The sequence below is a fragment of the Microbacterium mcarthurae genome (assembly GCF_046064585.1).
GTDB lineage: Bacteria > Actinomycetota > Actinomycetes > Actinomycetales > Microbacteriaceae > Microbacterium > Microbacterium mcarthurae.
Genome location: NZ_JAROCE010000002.1, coordinates 696,839 through 717,637 on the forward strand (window position 1 = coordinate 696,839; position 20,799 = coordinate 717,637).

Here is a 20,799-nt window from a genome sequence, read left to right on the forward strand (position 1 = left end):
TTCGCGCACGCTACGCTGTCGTGACCATGCCCGCCGAGCCCGTCTCCGCCCCCGTCGACGGGCGGGCAGACGCTCGGCCGGCCGGGCTCGTGCTGGCGGCCGGGGCGGGCCGCCGCTTCGGGGGCCCCAAGGCTCTCGCGCGCGACCGGGACGGCGTGCCATGGATCCATCGGGCCGTGCGGGCCCTGCGCGATGGCGGCTGTGATCCCGTCGTCGTCGTGCTGGGAGCCGCGGCCGACGAGGCGGCTCCCCTCGTCCCCGCGGGGGCGAGCGTCACGCTCGCCGCATCCTGGTCCGACGGGGTGTCGGCGTCGTTGCGCGCGGGCCTTGCGGCCGTGGCATCCACTGCCGCTCCTGCCGTCGTGGTGGTGCCGGTCGACACCCCCGAGTTGCCCGCCGCCGCCGTGACGCGACTCGTCGACCGCGCACGCAGCGTCGCCCTGGCGTACGCGACGTACGCGGGGGCCCCGGGGCATCCGGCGCTCCTCGGGCGGGAGCATTGGGATGCGCTGACCGGCGCGGTCCGCGGCGATGTCGGGGCGGGCCCCTACCTCCGCGCGCACCGCGCCGAGGCCGTCGAGTGCGGTGATCTGTGGTCCGGTGCCGACCGCGACGTGCCGTAGCGGGGCGATTCGCGCGACACCGACCGGTCCGGCATCCCCCGCCGTGCCGTCGTTCCGTTACTCGTTCGTTGCATTCGACCACGGCCTCGCATCTGGACAAATCCCGCGGGCCGGGGATATGTTCACGGAGCCGTCATAATTGCGACGGAACCAGGAAGCCGGGACGAGGACGTACCCGATCCGACGCCGGGGGGCGGCGGATGCGGCCACGGGGGTCCCTGCAGTTCAGAGAGGAACGCAGATCACAATGCTGAAGAAAATCCTGACCGGTGCGGCCATTGCGGCGCTGGCCGTCGGCCTCGGAGCCTGTAGCTCGACGCGGCCCGCGGACGGGGGCGGAGACGCCGCCGGCGGCACCAGCGAGTGCAACGTGGGCATCGCGATGCCCACCCGCAGCCTCGAGCGCTGGATCAACGACGGCGAGCAGCTCCAGAAGAAGCTCCAGGACGCCGGTTGCACCGTCGACCTGCAGTACGCCGACAACAAGACCGACCAGCAGATCAGCCAGATCCAGAACCAGATCTCGGGCGGCGCGAAGATCCTCGTGATCGCCGCGATCGACGGTTCGACGCTCGGCCCCGTGCTCGAGGAGGCGAAGTCGCAGAACGCCACCGTGATCGCTTACGACCGTCTCATCAACGGCAGCGAGAACGTCGACTACTACGCCACCTTCGACAACTACAAGGTCGGCACCCTGCAGGGCCAGTTCATCGAGGAGCAGCTCGACCTCGCGAGCGGCGCCGGGCCGTTCAATCTCGAGCCCTTCGCCGGCAGCCCCGACGACAACAACGCCAAGTTCTTCTTCGCCGGCGCCTGGGACGTGCTCCAGCCGTACGTCGAGAAGGGCCAGCTCGTCGTCCCCAGCGGCAAGGCGCCCGCTAACGACGACGCGTGGGCCAGCATCGGCATCCAGGGCTGGGCGTCCGACAAGGCGCAGGCCGAGATGGACAACCGCCTCTCGTCGTTCTACGGCGACGGCAAGAAGGTGAACGTGGTCCTGTCGCCCAACGACAGCCTCGCGATCGGCATCGAGGCATCCCTCAAGTCCGCCGGCTACACCGCCGGCGCGGACTACCCGATCATCACGGGTCAGGATGCCGACAAGGCCAACGTCAAGGCGATCCTCGAGGGTCTGCAGGCCATGACGGTCTGGAAGGACACCCGCGCGCTCGGTGACCGCGTCTTCACGATGATCGAGCAGATCACCGCGGGTGAGGAGGTCGAGGTCAACGACACCGAGACCTACGACAACGGCAAGAAGGTCGTGCCCTCCTACCTGCTCACGCCTGAGGTCGTCGTCAAGGACGACGTGCAGACCAAGCTCATCGACTCGGGCTTCCTCAAGGCCTCCGACGTCGGGCTCTGATCCACCTCTGCGGCGGGGCGGGTTCGCCCGCCCCGCCGCTCTCCGTCGCCTCGGGGCGACGCCACGACCTGTCGCCGCACGGCGACGGAGGGAGACACCATGACCGAACCGATCCTGCGCATGTCGGGGATCTCCAAGTCGTTCAACGGCGTTCCGGCCCTCGCCGACGTCTCGATCGACGTGCACCGCGGAGAAGTGCACGCGATCTGCGGCGAGAACGGTGCGGGCAAGTCGACGCTTATGAAGGTGCTGAGCGGGGTCTACCCGGCGGGAAGTTTCGAGGGCACGATCACCCTCGAGGGCGAGCCCGTCGCCTTCCGGTCGATCAACGACAGCGAGGCCGCCGGCATCGTCATCATCCACCAGGAGCTGGCGCTCAGCCCGTACCTCTCGATCGCCGAGAACATCTTCCTCGGCAACGAGAAGGCCAAGCGCGGCGTCATCGACTGGAACGCCACCAACACCGCCGCCGCCGAGCTGCTCACGCGCGTGGGTCTGCGGGAGAACCCGGCCACGAAGATCTACGAACTCGGCGTCGGCAAGCAGCAGCTGGTCGAGATCGCCAAGGCGCTGGCCAAGGAAGTGAAGCTCCTCATCCTCGACGAGCCCACCGCCGCCCTCAACGACGACGACTCCGCGCACCTGCTCGACCTCATCGACCAGCTGCGCGACCAGGGGATCACCTGCATCATCATCAGCCACAAGCTGAAGGAGGTGCTGCGCATCGCCGACCGCATCACGATCATCCGCGACGGTCGCACCATCGAGACGATGCTGCGCGACGATCCCGACACGGACGAGAGCCGGATCATCCGCGCCATGGTGGGACGCGATCTCAACAGCCTGTTCCCCCCGCGCGAGCCCGACATCGGCGACGAGCTGTTCCGCGTCGAGCACTGGACCGTGCACCACCCGGTCGACACGGAGCGCGTGGTCATCGACGACGCGTCGTTCATGGTGCGGGCGGGCGAGATCGTGGGCTTCGCGGGCCTCATGGGCGCGGGCCGCACCGAGCTGGCGATGAGCATCTTCGGTCGCATGTACGGCACCGGGATCTCCGGCGAGGTGTACAAGAACGGCCAGCAGATCGACGTGCGCACGGTCGACGCGGCGATCAAGCACGGCATCGCCTACGCCACCGAGGACCGCAAGCGCTACGGTCTCAACCTCATCGGCGACATCCAGGTCAACGTGTCGGCCTCCGCACTGTCGCGTCTCGCGCGCCTCGGGGTGGTCGACCGGTATCGCGAGTACAAGGTCGCCGATTCCTACCGCTACAAGATGAACATCAAGGCGCCCAGCGTCGCCGCGATCACGGGGCGCCTGTCCGGGGGGAACCAGCAGAAGGTCGTCCTGTCCAAGTGGATGTTCACCGGTCCCGACGTGCTGATCCTCGACGAGCCCACCCGCGGCATCGACGTCGGGGCCAAGTACGAGATCTACGGCATCATCAACGAACTCGCGGCCCAGGGGAAGGCCGTCATCGTCATCTCGTCGGAGCTGCCCGAGGTCATCGGGCTCTCCGACCGCATCTACACCATCTCCGAGGGGCGCATCACGGCCGAGGTCAGCCGTGACGACGCCACGCAAGAGACGCTCATGCGGCACATGACCGCCGGAAGGAACTGACAGCAATGGCCACCGCATCCACCCAGACCGTCGAGGCTCCGACGCAACCCGGACCCCGCCGCCGCGGCCTGCTGGCCCGCATCAACTTCCGCCAGTTCGGCATCCTCGCCGCTCTGGTCATCATCATCGTGCTGTTCCAGGTGCTCACCGGCGGGCGCTTGCTCCTCCCCGGCAACGTCAACAATCTCATCCAGCAGAACGCCTACGTCCTGATCCTCGCGATCGGCATGGTCATGGTCATCATCGCCGGCCACATCGATCTGTCGGTCGGGTCGGTCGTGGCCATGGTCGGAGCCATCGCGGCGATCGCGATGAACCAATGGGGGCTGCCCTGGTACATCGCGGTGCTGCTCTCCCTCGTCGTGGGTGCGGTGATCGGCGCCTGGCAGGGATTCTGGGTGGCGTTCATCGGCATCCCGGCGTTCATCGTGACCCTCGCCGGCATGCTCCTGTTCCGTGGTCTCACGCTCGTGCTGCTCACCGGTGGAACCATCAGCGGCCTGCCCGACGGTTTCACCGCGATCGGTGCCGGCTGGCTCCCGCCCGTGCTCGGCTACCTGGGCAACTGGGACAGCCTGACCCTGCTGCTCGGCGCCCTCGCGTGCGTGGCCCTCGTCGCGCAGCAGCTCCGCACTCGCGCGACCCTGCGTCGCCTCGAACTGCCCCGCGAGGTCGCGTGGTCGTTCTGGCTGAAGAACGCCGTCGCGGTCGTGGCGATCCTGGCCGTCGCGTTCACCCTCGCCACGTACAACGGGACCCCGATCGTCCTGATCATCCTGGCGGTGCTGGTTCTGGCCTACACGTTCGTCCTGAACCGCACGACCTTCGGTCGCCACGTCTACGCGATGGGCGGCAACCTCTTCGCCGCGGTGATGAGCGGCGTGAAGACGAAGTGGGTCACCTTCTTCATCTTCGTCAACATGGGTGTGCTCGCGGGGCTGGCCGCGGTGGTGAGCACCGCGCGCGCCGGAAGCGCCGTGGCATCCGCCGGTCAGAACTACGAACTGGATGCCATCGCCGCGGTGTTCATCGGTGGCGCCGCCGTCCAGGGCGGTATCGGGACGGTCGTAGGGGCGGTCGTCGGCGGCCTGGTGATGGGCGTGCTCAACATGGGGCTGTCCATCCTGAGCGTCGACGCGGCGTGGCAGATGGCCATCAAGGGCATCGTGCTGCTGCTGGCGGTGGCGTTCGACATCTTCAACAAGCGACGCAACGGCGGTGTCTGACGGGGTGGGGGCGCGGCATCCGTCCGTGCCCCCACTCCATGGTGAACCCCCGGGTGATGCGAGAATAGGGGAGGTGCCTCCCTCATGACCCCTGCCGTGTTCGAGCCAGCGACGCCGCTCGCACCGCCCTCCGGTCGTACGACGAACGACCTGATCCGGCAGCAGAACCTCGCGTCCGTGCTGTCGCTCCTGCATCTGCGGGGAGCGCTCTCACGCGCGCAGCTGGGGGCCGCGATCGGGTTGAACCGATCGACGGTGACCGGTCTGGTCATGGAACTGACAGAGTTGGGGCTCGTGCGCGAGGTCGCCGCGGGGGAGCGCACCGGGAGGGTCGGGCGCCCGACACTCGACATCGAGCCCGAAGATCACGTCTCGGCGCTGAGCGTGCGCGCCGAGCCGCACGCCGTCACCGTGGCCCTGGTCGGACTCGGTGGTGTCGTCCACGCCCGCTTGCGACACGACACCGCGAGCGCTCCGTCTCCCCGCCGCTTCGTGCAGATCGTGGCGTCGTCGGTCGAGGCGATGCGCGCCGACATCGACCGCCATTACCGCGTCGTCGGGGCGGGCCTTGCCGTACCCGGTCTGGTCAACGCGAACGGTTCCGTGCTGGTGTCGCCGACGCTCGGGTGGAAGCGCGACCCCGTGGCGGCGCGCCTGAGCGACGAGCTCGGTCTCGCGGTGACGGCCGGCAACGACGCGAGCATCGGGGCGCTCGCCGAGTCGCGGTTCGGCGTCGGCGTGGGCGTGTCCAACCTGCTCTACCTCGGCGGCGCGATGCACAGCATCGGCGGGGGGCTCATCATCGACGGCACCCTGCTGCGCGGAACCTCCGGCTACGCCGGCGAACTGGGCCACACCGTGATCGATCCGCGCGGTCGCGCGTGCGTGTGCGGGCGCCGGGGATGCCTCGAAGCAGAGGTCCGCCTCGACCTTCTCGAGCCGCTGCTCGGACGCCGCAAGCTCGACGAGGACGAGCTCGACGTCGAGCTCGGAGTCGCCCGCGATCCGCGAGTGCTGTCCGAGGTCACGCGTCAGGTGGAGGTGCTCTCGCTCGCCCTGACCAACTTCGTCAACGCCTTCAGCCCCGAGACCGTCGTGCTGTCGGGCTATCTCGGTGCGTTGCTCTCGGTGAGTCGTGAGCGGTTGGCCGAGGCGGTGCGCGTTCACCCGCTCGGCGCCGAGGGCCGGGCGATCCGCCTGGAACGCGCGCATCTGCGCTCCCGCCTCATGCTCATCGGCCCCGCGGAACTGGCCTTCGCGGACCTCCTGGCCAACCCCGCGGGCTTCCGCGGCTGACCCCGGGCCGCGCGCGGTCGGGGCGTTGAGTGTCCACGACACGCCGATGCCGGGGTGTTGCGTCCGCGTGTTGTGGACACTGAACCGAGGCGGGGCCGGGGGCGGGAGGGGGCGTTGCGGCGGGGCGCCGGAGCGGCGGGGCGGGGCGCCGGAGCGGCGGGGCGCCGGAGCGGCGGGGCGCCGGGGCGCCGTCTGGACGTTGAGTGTCCAGGACACGCGGATGCGGTGGGGTCGCGTCCGCGTGTTGTGGACACTGAAGCGAGGCGGGGCCGGGGGCGGGGCGGGGCGGGAGCGGGGGCGGCGCGGTGCGGCGGGTCGCTCGGGCGTGGGCGGGGCGCCGGGGCGCCGTCTGAGCGTTGAGTGTCCAGGACACGCGGATGCCGGGGTGTTGCGTCCGCGTGTTGTGGACACTGAAGCGGGGCGGGGGCGGGAGCGGGGCGCCGCGGTCACGGACCGGGCCGGGGCCGGGGCGGGGGCGGGGCGTCGCGGGCGCAGGCCGGCGGAGGAGCAGGCGCGGATGCCGAATCGACGCCGCTCGTTCACCCGGTCGTCGTCGGCGGGGGCTATCGTCACGCGGGCGCGCGCTGCCCGGGCGGGCGCCCGGGAAGGGTCCGCGTGCCTCTCGACGCCGACCGCGCTCGCTCGTGGTCCTCGATACTCGCCGCCGTCGCGGCCGTGCTGTTCGTCGGCATCGCCGTGGTTCTCGTCGTGTCGTCGCAGGCCGTCGGGCGTGAACGCTCGCTCGAGAGCAGGGCGGCCGCGCAAGCGCCGGCGGTCGAGTCGAATGTCCCCGCACTCGACCCCATGCCCACGCCCACAGCCGCTCCCGCGCCTCGCGTCACGGTCGTTGCCGCGGATCCGGCGTGGACCACCCGCACGGCGGCCGCGACCGGCATCCGGGAGCGGGCTCTCCGCGCTTACGCCGCGGCGGCTCTCACGCTGCGGGTCGAGCAGCCGGGTTGCGGCCTCGGATGGAACACCCTCGCCGGGATCGGCGCGATCGAATCCGCGCACGGCACGCACTCCGGCGGGCATCTGGACGACGCCGGGTATCCGCAGCCCGCGATCCGTGGCATCCCCCTCGACGGCAGGGCGAGCGCCGCGATCGCCGACACGGACGGAGGCGAATGGGACGGGGATGCCATCTGGGATCGCGCCGTGGGGCCCTTGCAGTTCATTCCCGCGACGTGGCAGCGGTGGGGTGCCGACGGAAACGGTGACGGCACGAACGACCCGAACCAGATCGATGACGCGGCCCTCGCCGCCGCACGTTACCTCTGCGCTTCCGGCGAGATGTCGAGCGCGACCGGGTGGCGACGGGCGGTGTTCTCCTACAACCACCTCGACAGCTACGTCGACGACGTCGCGGCGGCGGCGAACGCGTACGCGGCTCGCGCCGCGGGGTGAGGCCTCAGCCGCCGAGCACGACGTTCTCGGGGTCTTCCCCCGCGCGCAGGTGATCGATTTGGCGGCGGACCAGACGTGCGATGCGGGGCCGCATGGCGTCGGTCGCACCGCCCACGTGGGGTGCGATCAGCACGCCCTCGAGCCTCCAGAGCGGGTGGTCGGCGGGGAGCGGTTCGGGATCGGTCACATCCAGCGCGGCGCGCAGCCGCCCGCGCTGCACGTGATCGACGAGTGCGTCCGTGTCGACGACGGGGCCGCGGCCGACGTTCACGACCAGGGCGCCGTCGGGCAGCGCGGAGAGCGCGTCGTCGTCGACGAGGCCCTGGGTGCTGTCGCCGCCGGGCAGCGACACGATGAGAACATCGGTCTCGGCCAGCACCTCCCGCAGCTTCCCGAGCGGGAAGACCTCGACGTCGTCCTGGAGGCGGCCGTGCGAGGCGACCGCGCGGATGTCGACCTCGAACGGCTTCAGGCGGGCCGCGATCGCCCGGCCGACGCCCCCGAAGCCGAGCAGCGCGACGCGCGCATCGGCGAGCCCGGGCGTGCCGTGACCCTTCCACTCGGCGCGGTCCTGCGCGCGCACGAAATCGGGCAGCGAGCGCTGCGCGGCCAGGGTGAGAGCGACGGCGAGTTCGGCGGTGGCGGTCTCGTGGACGCTCGCGGCATTGGCGAAGACGATGCCCTCCGGGAGGCGCCCTTCGACGTCGTCGTAGCCGATCGACTGTCCCTGCACGAGTCGGGTGGAGACCTCGGAAAGTCGAGCGACGACCCCGTTCATCGACATGTACGGTGGCACCACGATGTCGATGTGCGGGCGCGGTGCCGCGTCGGTCATGTCCCACACCAGCACCTCCACCCCCTCGGGCAGGGGCAGCAGGTCATCGCGCAGCTGCGCGGTCGGGACGGACACGACGAGGGAGGCAGTCACCCGGTCCACGCTAGTCGCGCGGTCGCGGTGCGGGGCCGCCGGGCGCGATGCGGACCCGCAGCGGTGATCGGGCGGTCCTGCGCCCCTATCCGGCGACGGCCGCGGATTCTGGGCGGCGGCCGATGTGCACCCCGACGGGGATGTCGTAGGCGAGGTACTCCGCCAGCAGGTCCTCCGCGTCGCGGGCGAACAGCCGACGTGACAGCGCCGCCGCAAGCTTGGTCGCACCCCCGACGAGCCCGGGGATCTGGTGGCTCAGCATCCCCTGACTGATCCGGGCGCCGTGGTTGAAAAGGTGGATGCGCGACAACGCCGACCCGCCGGATCCGCCTCGGCTGACGAGGCCGAAGTCGTCGTCGAGGTAGGGGAACCGCGCGAGACCGGGGTTCTCTGACACTTGCGCGGGGGTGAGCACGTCGCTCCACACCATGGCATCCGGGGCCACCGTCGCCAGCTCCGGGCGCCGCGAGAGGTCCGCGACGATCCCCGTCGCGGCGATCACGACGTCGTACCGATGGATGCCATGCGGCGTCGTCACGACGATCTCGCGCTCGTCCCATTCGGCGCGGTGCCAGGGCGACGACGTCAGGAACCGGAAGCCGTCGAAGGCGTGCGCGCGCCAGATCGCGTTCTGCGTCGCGGGCTGGTCCACCGCCGAGAGATGGACGTTGAAGGCCCACTTCTGCGCGTCCGTGAACGACCCGTAGTTCTCGATGAGCCCCGCGAACTCCATCCACCGGTAGGGGCTCACCTGCGGCATGGCGGGACGCCGCATGTGCACGTCGACCGACAGAGCGCCGTTCTCGAGTGCCGTCGCGGCATTGTCGAACGCTCCGGTTCCCGCCCCGAGGACGCCGATCCGTTTCCCGGCGAGCGCGGCGAAGTCGATCGCGTCGTGGGTGTGGTGCACCCGGTCCCGCGGCAGCTCGGACAACAGGGCGGGGACGTGGCGACCACCGGCACCCTCGATGCCCGTGGCGAGCACGACGTGCCGAGCCAGCAGCGTCCACGAGCCGTCGGGGCCGTCCAGGTCGACCCGCAGGGGGCCCTCGGCATCCGTCGGGGTGATCGCCGTGACCGCCGTCGACCCGATGACCTCGATACCGCACACCGCGCGGTACCACTGCAGGAAACCCTGCCATGCGACGGTCGGGAAGAAGGCGATCTCCTCCCACGCGGTCTCGCCGTACACGGCCTCGAACCACGCGCGCGGGCTGACCGCGGGCACGCCCCACGTGGGCCAGGCGATGTCCTTCGGGGTGCGGAGCGTGTGCATGCGCGCGTACGTCGACCATGGCCCGGTAGCGTCGGCCGGGGCGGTGTCGAGCACGACGAGGTCGTCGATCCCGCGGCGCCGCAGTCCGCGCGCGAGGACGAGGCCCGCTTGACCGGCCCCCACGATGACGACCGGGTGCTCACCGTCGCGTTCGCCGACCCACGCGCGGCCGTCGCCGGCGCTGAGTGCCTCCTGACGCGCGGCGTCGCGTTCGAGGACGGCCAGGCGCGCGGCCGCGTCGGGGAGCGGTTGCCGCATGATCAGGCGACGACGACGCGCACGCCGTAGGCGTCGTCGAGGCGGAAGTTGTGGTGGTCCGACACGTTCGTGTCGTCGAGTTCGAGGTTGACGAAGTCCATGCTCGGCTCGGCGAAGAACGGTCCCGCGTGCCACGTGCCCTTTCGCATCGTGATGGCGGTGCGGGGCGGGATGCGGAACGCGCGCAGGTCGTCGAGACGGGGTTCGTCGATGCCCGGCGGGGCGACGGCGATGGTCCACTCGACATCGCCCACGGCCATGAGGGTCTGTGTCGTTTCGAGGTGTCTCGTGACGCGGGTGAACTCGGGCGCCTTGTCGTCGAGAGACATCAAGTAGAACCGGGGGATGCCGCCGGACACGTCGAGCACGGCCTCCTCGGCGGTGAAGGGGGTGCCGTCGGCCATGGGCCGGAGGATCACGCCGAACGGGGCGAACGTCTCGGCCGTGACGGTCTCGACGGGCAGGGAATGCGTGGCGAGTGGCTCGGTCATGCCCCGACGATATGCCCGCAGGGCGGGCGTTCGCGCAACTTGTCTGACATGTTCACGGTCCTGTTACGCCTCGGAAACGCCCCGATCGTGCCGCACCCTGCGGATGAGCGCGTTCCGCAGACCCGGGGGAGCCGACACCTGCACTTCGCGTGACCAATACCCGACGCCGTCGCCCGTGCCGTACCCGCAGTAGGTCATCTCGACCACCGGCGCGCCCGGGGCGGCCGCCAGCAGCGCCGCTCGCTCGGCATCCAGAGCCACCGCATCCACCCACATCGTCTCCCACGCCACCCGGATGCCGTTGGCTTCCTCGGCCAGCTCGAACACCGGCCGCTGCGGGTCGAGCTCGACGTCGCGGTCGAGGGGGATAAGGTCCTCGGCCAGCGCATAGGGCGCCCCGTCGACACTCCACACCTTGACCGTGCGGAACACCCGCGTCCCGTCCGGGAGATCGTCGAACCGGCTCGGGTTACCCGCCTCCAGGACACGGACACCGGATGCCGCGAGCTCGAGGCGTGGTTCGTACCCGGCCGAGCGGATGGACAGGGAGTGGTCGAATTGTTCGTCGATGCGGCGTCCGGCTTGGGGGAGGCGCCGGTTCGGGGACGTGCGCGTGCCCTGCGTGCGGTGCACATACCCGCGTTCCTCGAGCCGGACCAGTGCCTCGCGTACCGACGCGCGGCTGGCTCCGGTCAGCTCCGCGAGCCGAGGCTCGGAGGGCAACGTCTGGCCGGCATCGCTCCACAGGGCGAGGATCCGATCGATGACGCCATCCTGGTCTGTCTTGCGCATGGCCCCTCGCTCGCGTCGGCTCGACTCACTCGTGCGACCGCCGCAGTATCTCGACGGCGTGCTCCCGGCTCGACACCCCCAGCTTGCCGTAGATCGAGCGGACCTGCGTCTTGACCGTGTTGAGCGAGACGTTGCGGGCACGCGCGATCTCCGGCAGACCCAGGGTCGAGGTGAGCAGGTGGGCGAGTTCACGTTCCGTCGAGGTGAGGGCAGCGAGGTGCCCGGCGGCTGTCGAGCGGGCCGCGAGGTCCGGCAGTGCTTGACGGATCAGCGCGATGGCCGGTGCAAGATCGGCGTTGCGGGCCGAGACGAGGTCGAAGAGCCGTTCGGTGTCGCCGAACGGGATCATGAGGAACGGGGTCACCGAACGACCTGTGCGCTGAATCAGAAGGACTGCTGCCTCCATGCTCTGGACCGCGCGTTTCTCGCTTCCGAGCCGGAGGAAGGCGACGGCGCGCCGCGTCAGCAACGGCGTGAGCGTGCGCAGGCAATGCTCATCGTGCAGAGCGACGCAGGCGTTCGTGGACTCGACGACCTCGCGTTCCCGACCCATCTGCAGGAGGGTTCCCGCGCGCTGCATGGGGAAACAGACGACATGCCCCGGGTGGGTGACCGCGTGGGAGAGGACGGCCAGCGCCTCCTCGAACTCGCCGAACGTGGTCAACATGTCGGCGTGCAGCCCCAGGGCCAGATCCCGTGCGATGCGGAAGCTGCGGCTGCGCATCGATCCGTGCAGCATCTCCCGTGTCTCGGCCAGCCCTGCAGCGATATCGCGCTCCAGGAACGATGCCCCCACCCGGAGCATTCGGGCGCTGTACAGCCAGTACGGGTCGAGGGGCTGCGCGTGCTCGAGCTCGTCGGCGATGATTCGCAGCTGCACGGAATCCGCACGGCTTACCGCGAACATCCCGTCACCGAGCAACAGGCAGTGCGACGTGTCTTCCCGCCCCCACCTCTGCGTCCGAAAGAGCTGCCGCCCTTCGTCGATCGCGCGCGACGCTGCGGGGTACTCGGCGTTGAGGCCCAGACTGAGCGCCTGAACGCTGAGCGCGCGGTACCTCTGCCCGGGCGTCTCCGCGAACAGCAGTGCCTCCGCGGCGTAATGTCCGCCGACCTGCGGCCAGCCGACCGCTGCACAGTACTCGGCGGCGGCGGCGAAGAGTCCCGACCGTGCGGCTCCCGAGAGCGCCGCGGGCCGGATGAGACGTCCCGAGTCGAAGTACCGCGAGACCAGCTCCACCCCGTCGCCGAGGGCGTCGTGGCGGGCGCGCGCGACGAGCATGGCGGACAGAAGCATTGCGCGCGCGTCCGTCCACAGCGCGGGGGCGGGTCCGGGCTCGGCCTCCGCCAGCAGAGACAGGTGTCGCCCGAGCGGTTGACCGCGCCCCGGCTCGAGCCGCGCCCACGTGTGCGCGGCGGCAGCGCGCAGCGCTGCGCTGGGCTCGATGGAACCATCGGAATCGCTCATGTGACCTCCGCGGCACGACCCCGACCTCCTGGTTCGGGCGCCAGGAGGTCACGTCGTGGAATGACAAGCACCCCGGACGGGCGGTCAGACGCTCATTCGGGTTCACGTCCGGCCGCGGAGGCAACGTCCCCATTGCCGAGCCCCCACAGGGAGGATAAGCCAATCGCAACCGCGGCGGTACGTTTATCTGCACCGGGGTCCCCCACGCCGGGAGGCTCCTGCCGGGCTGGCGGCCGTATCAGGCGGCGGCGGTGACGACGGCGGAGATCGCCGAGGTGAAGAATCCGAGCCCGTCGACGCCCGAACGCATGGCCGCGACGGTGCCGGGACCGAATCCCGGTTCTACGGCGTGCTCGGGGTGCGGCATGAGTCCGACGACGTTCCCGCGCTCGTTGGTGAGGCCGGCGATGTCGTCGAGCGAGCCGTTCGGGTTCACGCCGAGATAGCGGAAGGCCACGAGGCCTTCACCGTTGACGCGGGCCAGGGTCTCGGCATCCGCGATGTACCCGCCATCAGCGTTCTTGAGGGGGATGACGATCTCGTCGCCCTCGGCGAAGGAGGTCGTCCACGCGGTCGCGGCGTTCTCGACGCGCAAGCGCTGGTCGCGACGGATGAACTGCTGGTGGGCGTTGCGGATCAAGCCACCGGGCAGCAGGTGGGCCTCGACGAGCATCTGGAAGCCGTTGCAGATGCCGAGGATCGGCATGCCCTTGGCCGCGGCATCCTTCACCTCGGACATGATCGGCGCGAATGCGGCGATCGCACCGGCGCGCAGGTAGTCGCCGTAGCTGAAGCCTCCGGGGAGGACCAGGGCGTCGACGCCCTGGAGGTCGTGCTCGCCGTGCCACAGCGCGACGGGCTCGCCGCCGGCGAGGCGGATGGCGCGCTGAGCGTCGCGATCGTCGAGCGATCCGGGGAAGGTGATGACCCCGATGCGAGCGGTCACTCGACGACCTCGATGTTGACGACGTCTTCGATGACGGCATTCGACAGCATCTCGTCGGCGAGCTCGCGGGCGCGGGCGAGCGTGGCCTCATCGACCTCGCCGTCGACGGTGAGCTCGAAGCGCTTGCCGATCCGCACATCCGAGAACCGGCTCTCGCCCAGTCGCGACAGTGCACCGGCGACGGCCTTTCCCTGCGGGTCGAGAAGCTCGGCCTTGGGCATGACGTCGACGACGATGGTGGGCATTCCAGCTCCAGGTGTCGGAAGGGCAGTGGATGCCATTCTACGGGGCCGGTCCGGGCTCCTTCCCACATCGTGTGGGAGCGCTCTCTTGACACCGTGGGAGCGATCCCATACTGTCGACCCGACTGGTGAGAGCGCTCCCACGATTCAGAGGTCGAGGGGCGCCGCGCACAGGAGCACACCGGTCCACCATCACGAAGGAGTGTTCTGTGAAATCACGTGCCCTGCGCCGTGCCGCCGTCGTCGCGGCCGTCGCCTCCACCTCCGCCCTCGTGCTCGCCGGATGCTCCGGCGGCGGGGGCTCCGCCTCAGGCGACGGCGAGATCACGCTCCCCATCGCCACCTTCAACGACTTCGGCTACACCGACGCGCTCCTGCAGGAGTACATGGACGCGCACCCGAACGTGAAGATCGTCCACAACAAGGCCGCGACCAGCAACGAGGCCCGCGAGAACTACTTCCAGAAGCTCGGCAAGACCGGCCTCGCCGACATCGAGGCGATCGAGGTCGACTGGCTGCCCGAGGTCATGGAGTACGCCGATCTCCTCGCTCCCGTGCCGGAAGACCTGAAGAGCCGTTGGCTCGACTACAAGGTCGAGGCCGCCACGAGCCCCGAGGGCAACCTCGTCGGCTACGGCACCGACATCGGACCCGAGGGTGTCTGCTACCGCTCCGACCTGTTCGCCGCGGCGGGCCTGCCCACCGACCGCGAAGAGGTCGCCCAGCTCCTGCAGGGCGACTGGTCCACCTACTTCGCGGTCGGCGACCAGTACGTCGCCGCCACCGGCAAGGCCTTCTTCGACTCCGCGGGCGGCACCTACCAGGGTGCGATCAACCAGGTCGAGGCGGCTTACGAGGACCCCGACACGGGCGAGATCATCGCCACGAGCAACCCCGAGGTCAAGGAGATCTACGACGAGGTGCTCCAGGCCAGCGCCACGCAGTCGGCGCACCTCGGCCAGTGGTCCGACGACTGGTTCGCCGGCCTGTCGAACGGCGCTTTCGCCACGATGCTGTGCCCGGGATGGATGCTCGGCGTCATCGAGGGCAACGCCCCCGACGTCACCGGCTGGGACATCGCCAACGTCTTCCCCGGCGGTGCCGGCAACTGGGGTGGGTCGTACCTGACCGTCCCCGCTAACGGCGCGAACGTCGAGGCCGCGCAGGAGCTCGCCGACTGGCTGACCGACCCCGAGACCCAGGTCAAGGCGTTTGAGAACGCCGGCACGTTCCCGAGCCAGACCGAGGCGCTCGAAGCCGACGCCCTGCTCAGCAGCACCAACGCGTACTTCAACGACGCACCGGTCGGCGAGATGCTCTCCGAGCGGGCGCAGGCCGTGGAGGTGTCGCCGTACAAGGGCACCTTCTACTTCCAGATCAACGACGCGATGCAGAAGGCCCTGACGCGCGTCGAAGACGGAACCCAGGATGCCGCGTCCTCGTGGCAGCAGTGGGCGACCGAGGTCGACGCCCTGTCCTGACCGATCCATTCCCGCGTGAGGTGCCAAGAAACGTCGCTTCGCGACCTCGCGAAGCGACAGTTTCTGGCACCTCACGCGTCAGAACAGGAGAACAGACCGTGACAAGCACACTCGAACGACCCACGCGGGGCGCGGCGCCGGAGGCGCGCGCGCGCGAGCCGCGGCGCGTCGGCTTCAGCCAGCGCCGCAGCGCGTGGGACCTGAAGCTCTCGCCCTACCTCTACATCTCGCCGTTCTTCATCCTGTTCGCGATCACGGGCCTGTTCCCGATCGCGTACACCGCGGTCATCTCGTTCATGGACTGGGATCTCGTCCGCAACTCGGGCGAGTTCATCGGCTTCGACCAGTACGCCTGGGTGCTCAGCCAGCCCAAGTTCTGGATCGCCCTGCGCAACACCTTCAGCATCTTTCTGCTCTCCAGCGTCCCGCAGCTGATCCTCGCGATCTTCATCGCGGCGATGCTCGACCAGAACATCCGCGCGAAGACGTTCTGGCGCATGAGCGTGCTGATCCCCTACGTCATGGCTCCCGTGGCCGTCGCCCTCATCTTCAGCAACATGTTCGGTGACCAGTACGGCGTGGTGAACACGACGCTCCAGAACCTCGGACTCCCGGCCGTGCCGTGGCACTCCGACGCGTTCGCCAGCCACATCGCGATCGCCACGATGGTCAACTTCCGCTGGACCGGGTACAACACCCTGATCCTCCTCGCCGCGATGCAGGCGGTGCCGCGCGAGTACTACGAAGCGGCCACCGTCGACGGCGCCGGGAAGCTTCGACAGTTCTTCTCCATCACGCTGCCGAGCCTCAAGCCCACCCTGATCTTCGTCATCATCACCTCGACGATCGGCGGCCTGCAGATCTTCGACGAGCCGCGCATGTACGACCAGTACGGAACCGGCGGCCGACAATCAGTGGCTCACCGTCACGCTGTGGCTCTACAACGTCGGGTGGGGCGAGTGGAACTTCGGGCGCGCGGCCGCGCTGGCGTGGATCCTGTTCCTCATCATCCTCGCGATCGGCGTCATCAACTTGTTCATCACGCGCTCCCTCGTCCGCGACGAGGGCCGTCGCGACGCGCGCTCCCGCCGCGAGGTCCGCGCCCAGGCGCGCGCCGCGCAGAAGCAGCTCGCACGAGAGGAGGCGGCACGATGAGCTCCGTCAACGCCGTTCCCGTCCCCGTCATCGATCCCGATCTCCCCGCCAAGCCGCGGCGTCGTCCGCGCCCGGTGCGTGGCTCGCGTCCGGGCTGGTTCGTGTACGCCGCGCTCGGTGCCGTTCTGCTGGCGAGCATCTTCCCCTTCTACTGGTCGCTCCTCATCGGTTCGGGCGACTCGTCGACGATCCGGGATGCGAACCGGTCGTGGCTCCCCGGCGGGAACTTCTTCGCCAACGCCGCCGCCGTCATCGGCGACCCCGCGGTCAACTTCTGGCCGGCGCTGCTGAACTCGATCATCAGCTCCGGGCTCATCGCAGCATCCGTCGTGTTCTTCTCCACGCTCGCGGGGTGGGCGTTCGCCAAGCTCCGATTCCGCGGCGGACCGTGGCTCCTCGTCTTCGTCGTGGCGACGATGGCCGTCCCGACGCAGCTGGGTGTCGTGCCGCTCTACATCCTGTTCAGCGAGCTCGGCTGGACCGGGCAGCTCGGCGCCATCATCATTCCGGCTCTGACGAGCGCTTTCGGGGTGTTCTGGATGACGCAGTACCTGCGCCAGGCCGTGCCGGACGAGCTCATCGAGGCGGCGCGCGTCGACGGTGCCAGCTCGTTCCGCACCTTCCTCACCGTGGGCGTGCCCGCGGCGCGGCCGGCCGCGGCGATGCTCGCGCTGTTCACGTTCGTGAGCGCGTGGAACAACTTCTTCTGGCCGTTCATCGTCCTCGACCGCCAGAATCCGACGCTGCCGGTGGCCCTTTCGCTGCTGCAGTCCAACTACTTCGTCGACTACTCGATCGTCCTCGCGGGCGTGCTGCTGTCGACGATCCCGCTGCTGCTGCTGTTCGTCTTCGCGGGCAAGCAGCTGGTCAGTGGCATCATGCAAGGGGCGGTCAAGGGATGACACTTGCGCCCGCGGAAGGAACCCGATCCATGTCGCACACCCGAGCCTTTCCCGAGGGCTTTCTCTTCGGCGCCGCCACGGCCGCGTACCAGATCGAAGGGGCGGCATTCGAAGACGGCCGCACCGCCTCGATCTGGGACGCCTTCAGCCGCGTGCCGGACGCCGTGAACAACGCCGACAACGGCGACGTCGCGTGCGACCACTACCACCGGTACCGCGACGACGTGCAGGTCATGAAGCGCCTGGGGCTGCAGACCTATCGCTTCTCGACGTCGTGGTCGCGCGTGCGCCCCGACGGCGGTGCCCTCAACCCGAAGGGCGTCGACTTCTACAAGCGTCTCGTCGACGAGCTGCTGGATGCCGGCATCCTGCCGTGGCTGACCCTGTACCACTGGGACCTTCCCCAGGCCCTGCAGGACCGCGGCGGCTGGACCGTGCGCGAGACGAGCGACCTCTTCACCGAGTACGCGCTCGACATGCACGACGCCCTCGGCGATCGGGTCGACGTGTGGACGACGCTCAACGAACCGTGGTGCTCGTCGTTCCTCAGCTACACCGCCGGCGCCCACGCTCCCGGGCACTACTCGCAGGCGGAGGGCATGCTCGCCGCCCATCACCTGCTCCTCGGACACGGCCAGACCGTGCGCGAGCTCCGCGCCCGCGACGCCTCGCTCAACCTGGGGCTGACGCTGAACCTGACGGTGGCGGATGCCGTCGACCCGGCGAACCCCGCCGACCTCGACGCCGCACGGCGCGTCGACGGGCAGTTCAACCGGTGGTTCCTCGACCCCGTGTTCCGCGGCAGCTACCCGGCGGACATCATCCAGGACTTCCGCGACGTGGACTCCGCGGCGGTGGCGCGCTGGCAGGAGGCCGTCCTTCCGGGCGACCTCGACGTCATCTCGACACCGATCGACACGCTCGGCGTGAACTACTACCACGGCGAGTTCGTCGGTGGCACCGCGCCCCGGGTGAACCCCCCGGGTGGCGACGCGCCGACGGTCCGAGCGACCTCCTCCCCGTTCCCGGCGCACGAGAACCTGTTCTGGCACGACCGCGGTCTGCCGCGCACGACCATGGGCTGGGAGGTCCAGCCCGAGGGTCTCACTCAGCTGCTCGGTCGTGTGAGCGACGAGTACTCGGCGGCGGCCGGGGTCGCGCTCTACGTCACCGAGAACGGCGCTGCCTACGACGACGTGCCCGTGATCGAGGGCGGCGAGACCCGCGTGCACGACGTCGAGCGCGTGGAGTTCGTGGAGGCGCACCTCGCCGCGATCCTCGACGCCCTGGACAAGGGCATCGACGTGCGCGGGTACTTCTACTGGTCGCTGCTCGACAACTTCGAGTGGGCATGGGGGTACGAGAAGCGATTCGGCATCGTCCACGTGGATTACGCGACGCAGGAGCGGACGGTGAAGGACTCGGGTCTGTCGTACGCCCGCGTCATCGCGGAGCGGGCGTTGTCCGTCACAGCGCCGGTCGTTCCCGCCTGACGCGATCCAGTCGTCCCGGGCATCGCCCGATCTCACGACGAGTCCGAATCAGCGCGAAGGAGTACGCTCACAACCACGCCGTGACTGACCCGGCGCACGGTCGCATCTGAACCCGGGAGGAGACCGATGGATCTCGCTCCTGCGCGGGGTGCCGCCACCATCGAAGAGGTCGCGGCGCGAGCCGGCGTCTCGCGCTCGACCGTGTCGCGCGTGGTCAATGGTTCGACCGCGGTCTCGCCGGCCGCGCTCGAAGCGGTGCGTCGCGCGATCGAGGAGTTGCAGTACGTGCCCAACCGGGCCGCCCGTTCGCTCGCGAGCCGGCAGACGCGGGCGATCGCCCTCGTCATCCCCGAAGACACCGACCGGTTCTTCGGCGACCCCTTCTTCGGATCGATCGTCGCCGGGATCGGCGAGGTCATCGGCGAGTCCGACTACGTCATGAACATGCTCATCGCCAGCGACGACGCCAGCGCCAAGGCGCTGGGCTATCTGCGCGGCGGCAGCGTGGACGGCGCGATCGTGGCCTCCCACCACACCAGCGACACGTTCGTCGATCGACTCGCGGATGCCGTGCCCGTGGTCTACGGCGGTCGCCCCGCGCGCGTGCGGGCCACCGACCACTACGTCGATGTCGACAACCTCCGCGGCGGGCGGGATGCCACGCAGTATCTCCTCGACCGCGGACACCGCCGCCTCGCGACCATCGCCGGCCCGGCCGACATGCCCGCCGGCATCGACCGCCTGCAGGGCTTCCGCGACGCGCTCGCCGACGTGGGGCTCACGCCGGTCGCGGTGGAGGACGGCGACTTCACCGAAGCCGGTGGCGCCGACGCGATGCGCCGGATCCTGGCATCCGGAGAAGCGCCCGAGGCGGTGTTCGTGGCGAGCGATCTCATGGCGCGGGGGGCCTTCACGGCGCTCCGCGAGCACGGGTACGAACCGGGTCGCGACGTCGCGGTCATCGGTTTCGACGACTCCGCGGTGGCGACGTCGCTCGTCCCGGCCCTGACGACGGTGCGGCAGCCGTCACATGATCAGGGGCGGCACATGGCGATGATGCTGCTCGATGTGCTCGCCGGGCGTGCGACCACCAACACCGCGATCCTGCCGACGGAGATCATCGAGCGCGCGTCGGCCTGATGCACGTCGGACGACACGGACGAGGTGAACCGCTAGCCTGAGCGGAACACCGGGCGAACCCGAATCCGCGTCGGTGTCGGAAGGATCGACCATGCGTCGACGGAGAAGCGCTGTCTTCGCGGCGGCGGTGCTGGCGGTCGCCGGTCTCACCGGCTGCGCCTCGGAGACGGCGGAGCCGGTGGCCACGGCGGCATCCACGCCGTCGATCACCGTGGCGACCCCGAACGCGACCCCCACACCGTCCGTGTCGGCGGAGAGCCTCGCCGCGAACGTCCCGGGCTCCTGCGACGAGCTCGGCACCGCGAGCAGCCGTGCCGAGACCGTGGGCGGTCTGACCGCGCAGCACGCCGACGGCTTCGTGCGCCCCGCGCCCGCGAACGCCACCGCCGTGCTGTCGTGCAACTGGATCCAGGAGGAGGCGGCGGTCCTGCTGATCGTCAGCACCGCGACCGACACCGACGTGTCCGAGGGGCTGAGCGCACTGGCATCCGAGGGGTACGAATGCCAGGCCGCGCAGGACTTCGGCGCGCACTTCTGCACGCGCCCGGGCGACGCGGGCGACAGCGAAGACGTCGTCGTGGCGTGCGACGACGTCTGGATCTACCTCGAGACCGTCAACGTCAACGCGCGCGCGTGGTTGTCCGACATCGCCGCGCAGATCTTCGCCTGACGCTCACTCC

Annotated in this window: 18 protein-coding genes and 1 pseudogene; 12 read left to right on the plus strand and 7 right to left on the minus strand. The window is 69.8% G+C overall.

Annotated elements, in window-relative coordinates; all coding sequences use genetic code 11:
• The first annotated feature begins 26 nt into the window (after positions 1-26).
• The 6 genes from P5G46_RS09890 to P5G46_RS09915 all read left to right on the plus strand — a co-directional run bounded on the left by P5G46_RS09890 (position 27) and on the right by P5G46_RS09915 (position 7,547).
• The gene (locus P5G46_RS09890; protein WP_408905603.1) at positions 27-623 is read left to right on the plus strand and encodes a nucleotidyltransferase family protein; all 597 of its coding nucleotides are present in this window, start codon (positions 27-29) and stop codon (positions 621-623) included.
• A gap of 247 nt (positions 624-870) precedes the next feature.
• Positions 871-1,989, plus strand: coding sequence for a multiple monosaccharide ABC transporter substrate-binding protein (gene chvE / locus P5G46_RS09895; RefSeq protein ID WP_239277673.1), 1,119 nt, complete (start codon positions 871-873; stop codon positions 1,987-1,989).
• Positions 1,990-2,088: 99 nt separating this feature from the next.
• Positions 2,089-3,618: a multiple monosaccharide ABC transporter ATP-binding protein gene (gene mmsA, locus P5G46_RS09900; protein ID WP_408905604.1), complete on the plus strand. Its 1,530-nt coding sequence runs from the start codon at positions 2,089-2,091 to the stop codon at positions 3,616-3,618.
• A gap of 5 nt (positions 3,619-3,623) precedes the next feature.
• Positions 3,624-4,844 (plus strand): multiple monosaccharide ABC transporter permease, encoded by a 1,221-nt coding sequence (gene mmsB, locus P5G46_RS09905; protein WP_239277677.1) that lies wholly within the window; start codon positions 3,624-3,626, stop codon positions 4,842-4,844.
• Positions 4,845-4,928: 84 nt separating this feature from the next.
• Entirely contained in the window at positions 4,929-6,140 is a 1,212-nt protein-coding gene (locus P5G46_RS09910; protein WP_375094895.1) for an ROK family protein, read from the plus strand.
• Positions 6,141-6,755: 615 nt separating this feature from the next.
• Positions 6,756-7,547, plus strand: a complete 792-nt coding sequence (locus tag P5G46_RS09915; protein ID WP_408905605.1) for a lytic transglycosylase domain-containing protein — start codon at positions 6,756-6,758, stop codon at positions 7,545-7,547.
• A gap of 4 nt (positions 7,548-7,551) precedes the next feature.
• On the opposite strand, the gene P5G46_RS09920 is transcribed toward P5G46_RS09915, so the two are convergent.
• The 7 genes from P5G46_RS09920 to purS form a co-directional block, all read right to left on the minus strand.
• Positions 7,552-8,475 carry a 2-hydroxyacid dehydrogenase gene (locus P5G46_RS09920; protein ID WP_239276002.1) on the minus strand — a complete coding sequence of 308 codons (924 nt, stop codon included), beginning with the start codon at positions 8,473-8,475 and terminating at the stop codon, positions 7,552-7,554.
• Between the two features lie 85 nt (positions 8,476-8,560).
• Positions 8,561-10,009: an FAD-dependent oxidoreductase gene (locus tag P5G46_RS09925; RefSeq protein WP_408905606.1), complete on the minus strand. Its 1,449-nt coding sequence runs from the start codon at positions 10,007-10,009 to the stop codon at positions 8,561-8,563.
• A gap of 2 nt (positions 10,010-10,011) precedes the next feature.
• Complete coding sequence (locus P5G46_RS09930) at positions 10,012-10,500, minus strand: ureidoglycolate lyase (protein WP_239276004.1); 489 nt, start codon at positions 10,498-10,500, stop codon at positions 10,012-10,014.
• 63 nt (positions 10,501-10,563) lie between these two features.
• Positions 10,564-11,292, minus strand: coding sequence for a GntR family transcriptional regulator (locus P5G46_RS09935; protein ID WP_275438134.1), 729 nt, complete (start codon positions 11,290-11,292; stop codon positions 10,564-10,566).
• A 25-nt stretch (positions 11,293-11,317) separates the two neighbouring features.
• Complete coding sequence (locus P5G46_RS09940) at positions 11,318-12,760, minus strand: helix-turn-helix transcriptional regulator (protein ID WP_408905607.1); 1,443 nt, start codon at positions 12,758-12,760, stop codon at positions 11,318-11,320.
• Between the two features lie 238 nt (positions 12,761-12,998).
• Positions 12,999-13,706: a phosphoribosylformylglycinamidine synthase subunit PurQ gene (gene purQ, locus P5G46_RS09945; protein ID WP_239276006.1), complete on the minus strand. Its 708-nt coding sequence runs from the start codon at positions 13,704-13,706 to the stop codon at positions 12,999-13,001.
• Positions 13,703-13,951 (minus strand): phosphoribosylformylglycinamidine synthase subunit PurS, encoded by a 249-nt coding sequence (purS, locus tag P5G46_RS09950; RefSeq protein ID WP_239276007.1) that lies wholly within the window; start codon positions 13,949-13,951, stop codon positions 13,703-13,705. The genes purQ and purS overlap by 4 nt, the downstream gene beginning before the upstream one ends.
• A 206-nt stretch (positions 13,952-14,157) precedes the next feature.
• On the opposite strand from purS, the gene P5G46_RS09955 reads away from it, so the two are divergent.
• The 6 genes and pseudogenes from P5G46_RS09955 to P5G46_RS09980 all read left to right on the plus strand — a co-directional run bounded on the left by P5G46_RS09955 (position 14,158) and on the right by P5G46_RS09980 (position 20,789).
• The gene (locus tag P5G46_RS09955) at positions 14,158-15,429 is read left to right on the plus strand and encodes an ABC transporter substrate-binding protein (RefSeq protein WP_408905608.1); all 1,272 of its coding nucleotides are present in this window, start codon (positions 14,158-14,160) and stop codon (positions 15,427-15,429) included.
• A gap of 98 nt (positions 15,430-15,527) precedes the next feature.
• Positions 15,528-16,584 (plus strand): annotated as a pseudogene (locus P5G46_RS09960) (carbohydrate ABC transporter permease).
• Positions 16,581-17,486 (plus strand): carbohydrate ABC transporter permease, encoded by a 906-nt coding sequence (locus tag P5G46_RS09965; protein ID WP_239276010.1) that lies wholly within the window; start codon positions 16,581-16,583, stop codon positions 17,484-17,486. The pseudogene P5G46_RS09960 and the gene P5G46_RS09965 overlap by 4 nt, the downstream one beginning before the upstream one ends.
• Positions 17,487-17,515: 29 nt before the next feature.
• A complete protein-coding gene (locus P5G46_RS09970; protein ID WP_408905609.1) occupies positions 17,516-18,979 on the plus strand; it encodes a GH1 family beta-glucosidase in 1,464 nt (487 codons plus the stop codon).
• A 126-nt stretch (positions 18,980-19,105) separates the two neighbouring features.
• Positions 19,106-20,119: a LacI family DNA-binding transcriptional regulator gene (locus P5G46_RS09975; protein ID WP_408905610.1), complete on the plus strand. Its 1,014-nt coding sequence runs from the start codon at positions 19,106-19,108 to the stop codon at positions 20,117-20,119.
• Between the two features lie 91 nt (positions 20,120-20,210).
• On the plus strand, positions 20,211-20,789 hold the full coding sequence (locus P5G46_RS09980; RefSeq protein ID WP_408905611.1) for a hypothetical protein: 579 nt from the start codon (positions 20,211-20,213) through the stop codon (positions 20,787-20,789).
• Positions 20,790-20,799: the final 10 nt, after the last annotated feature.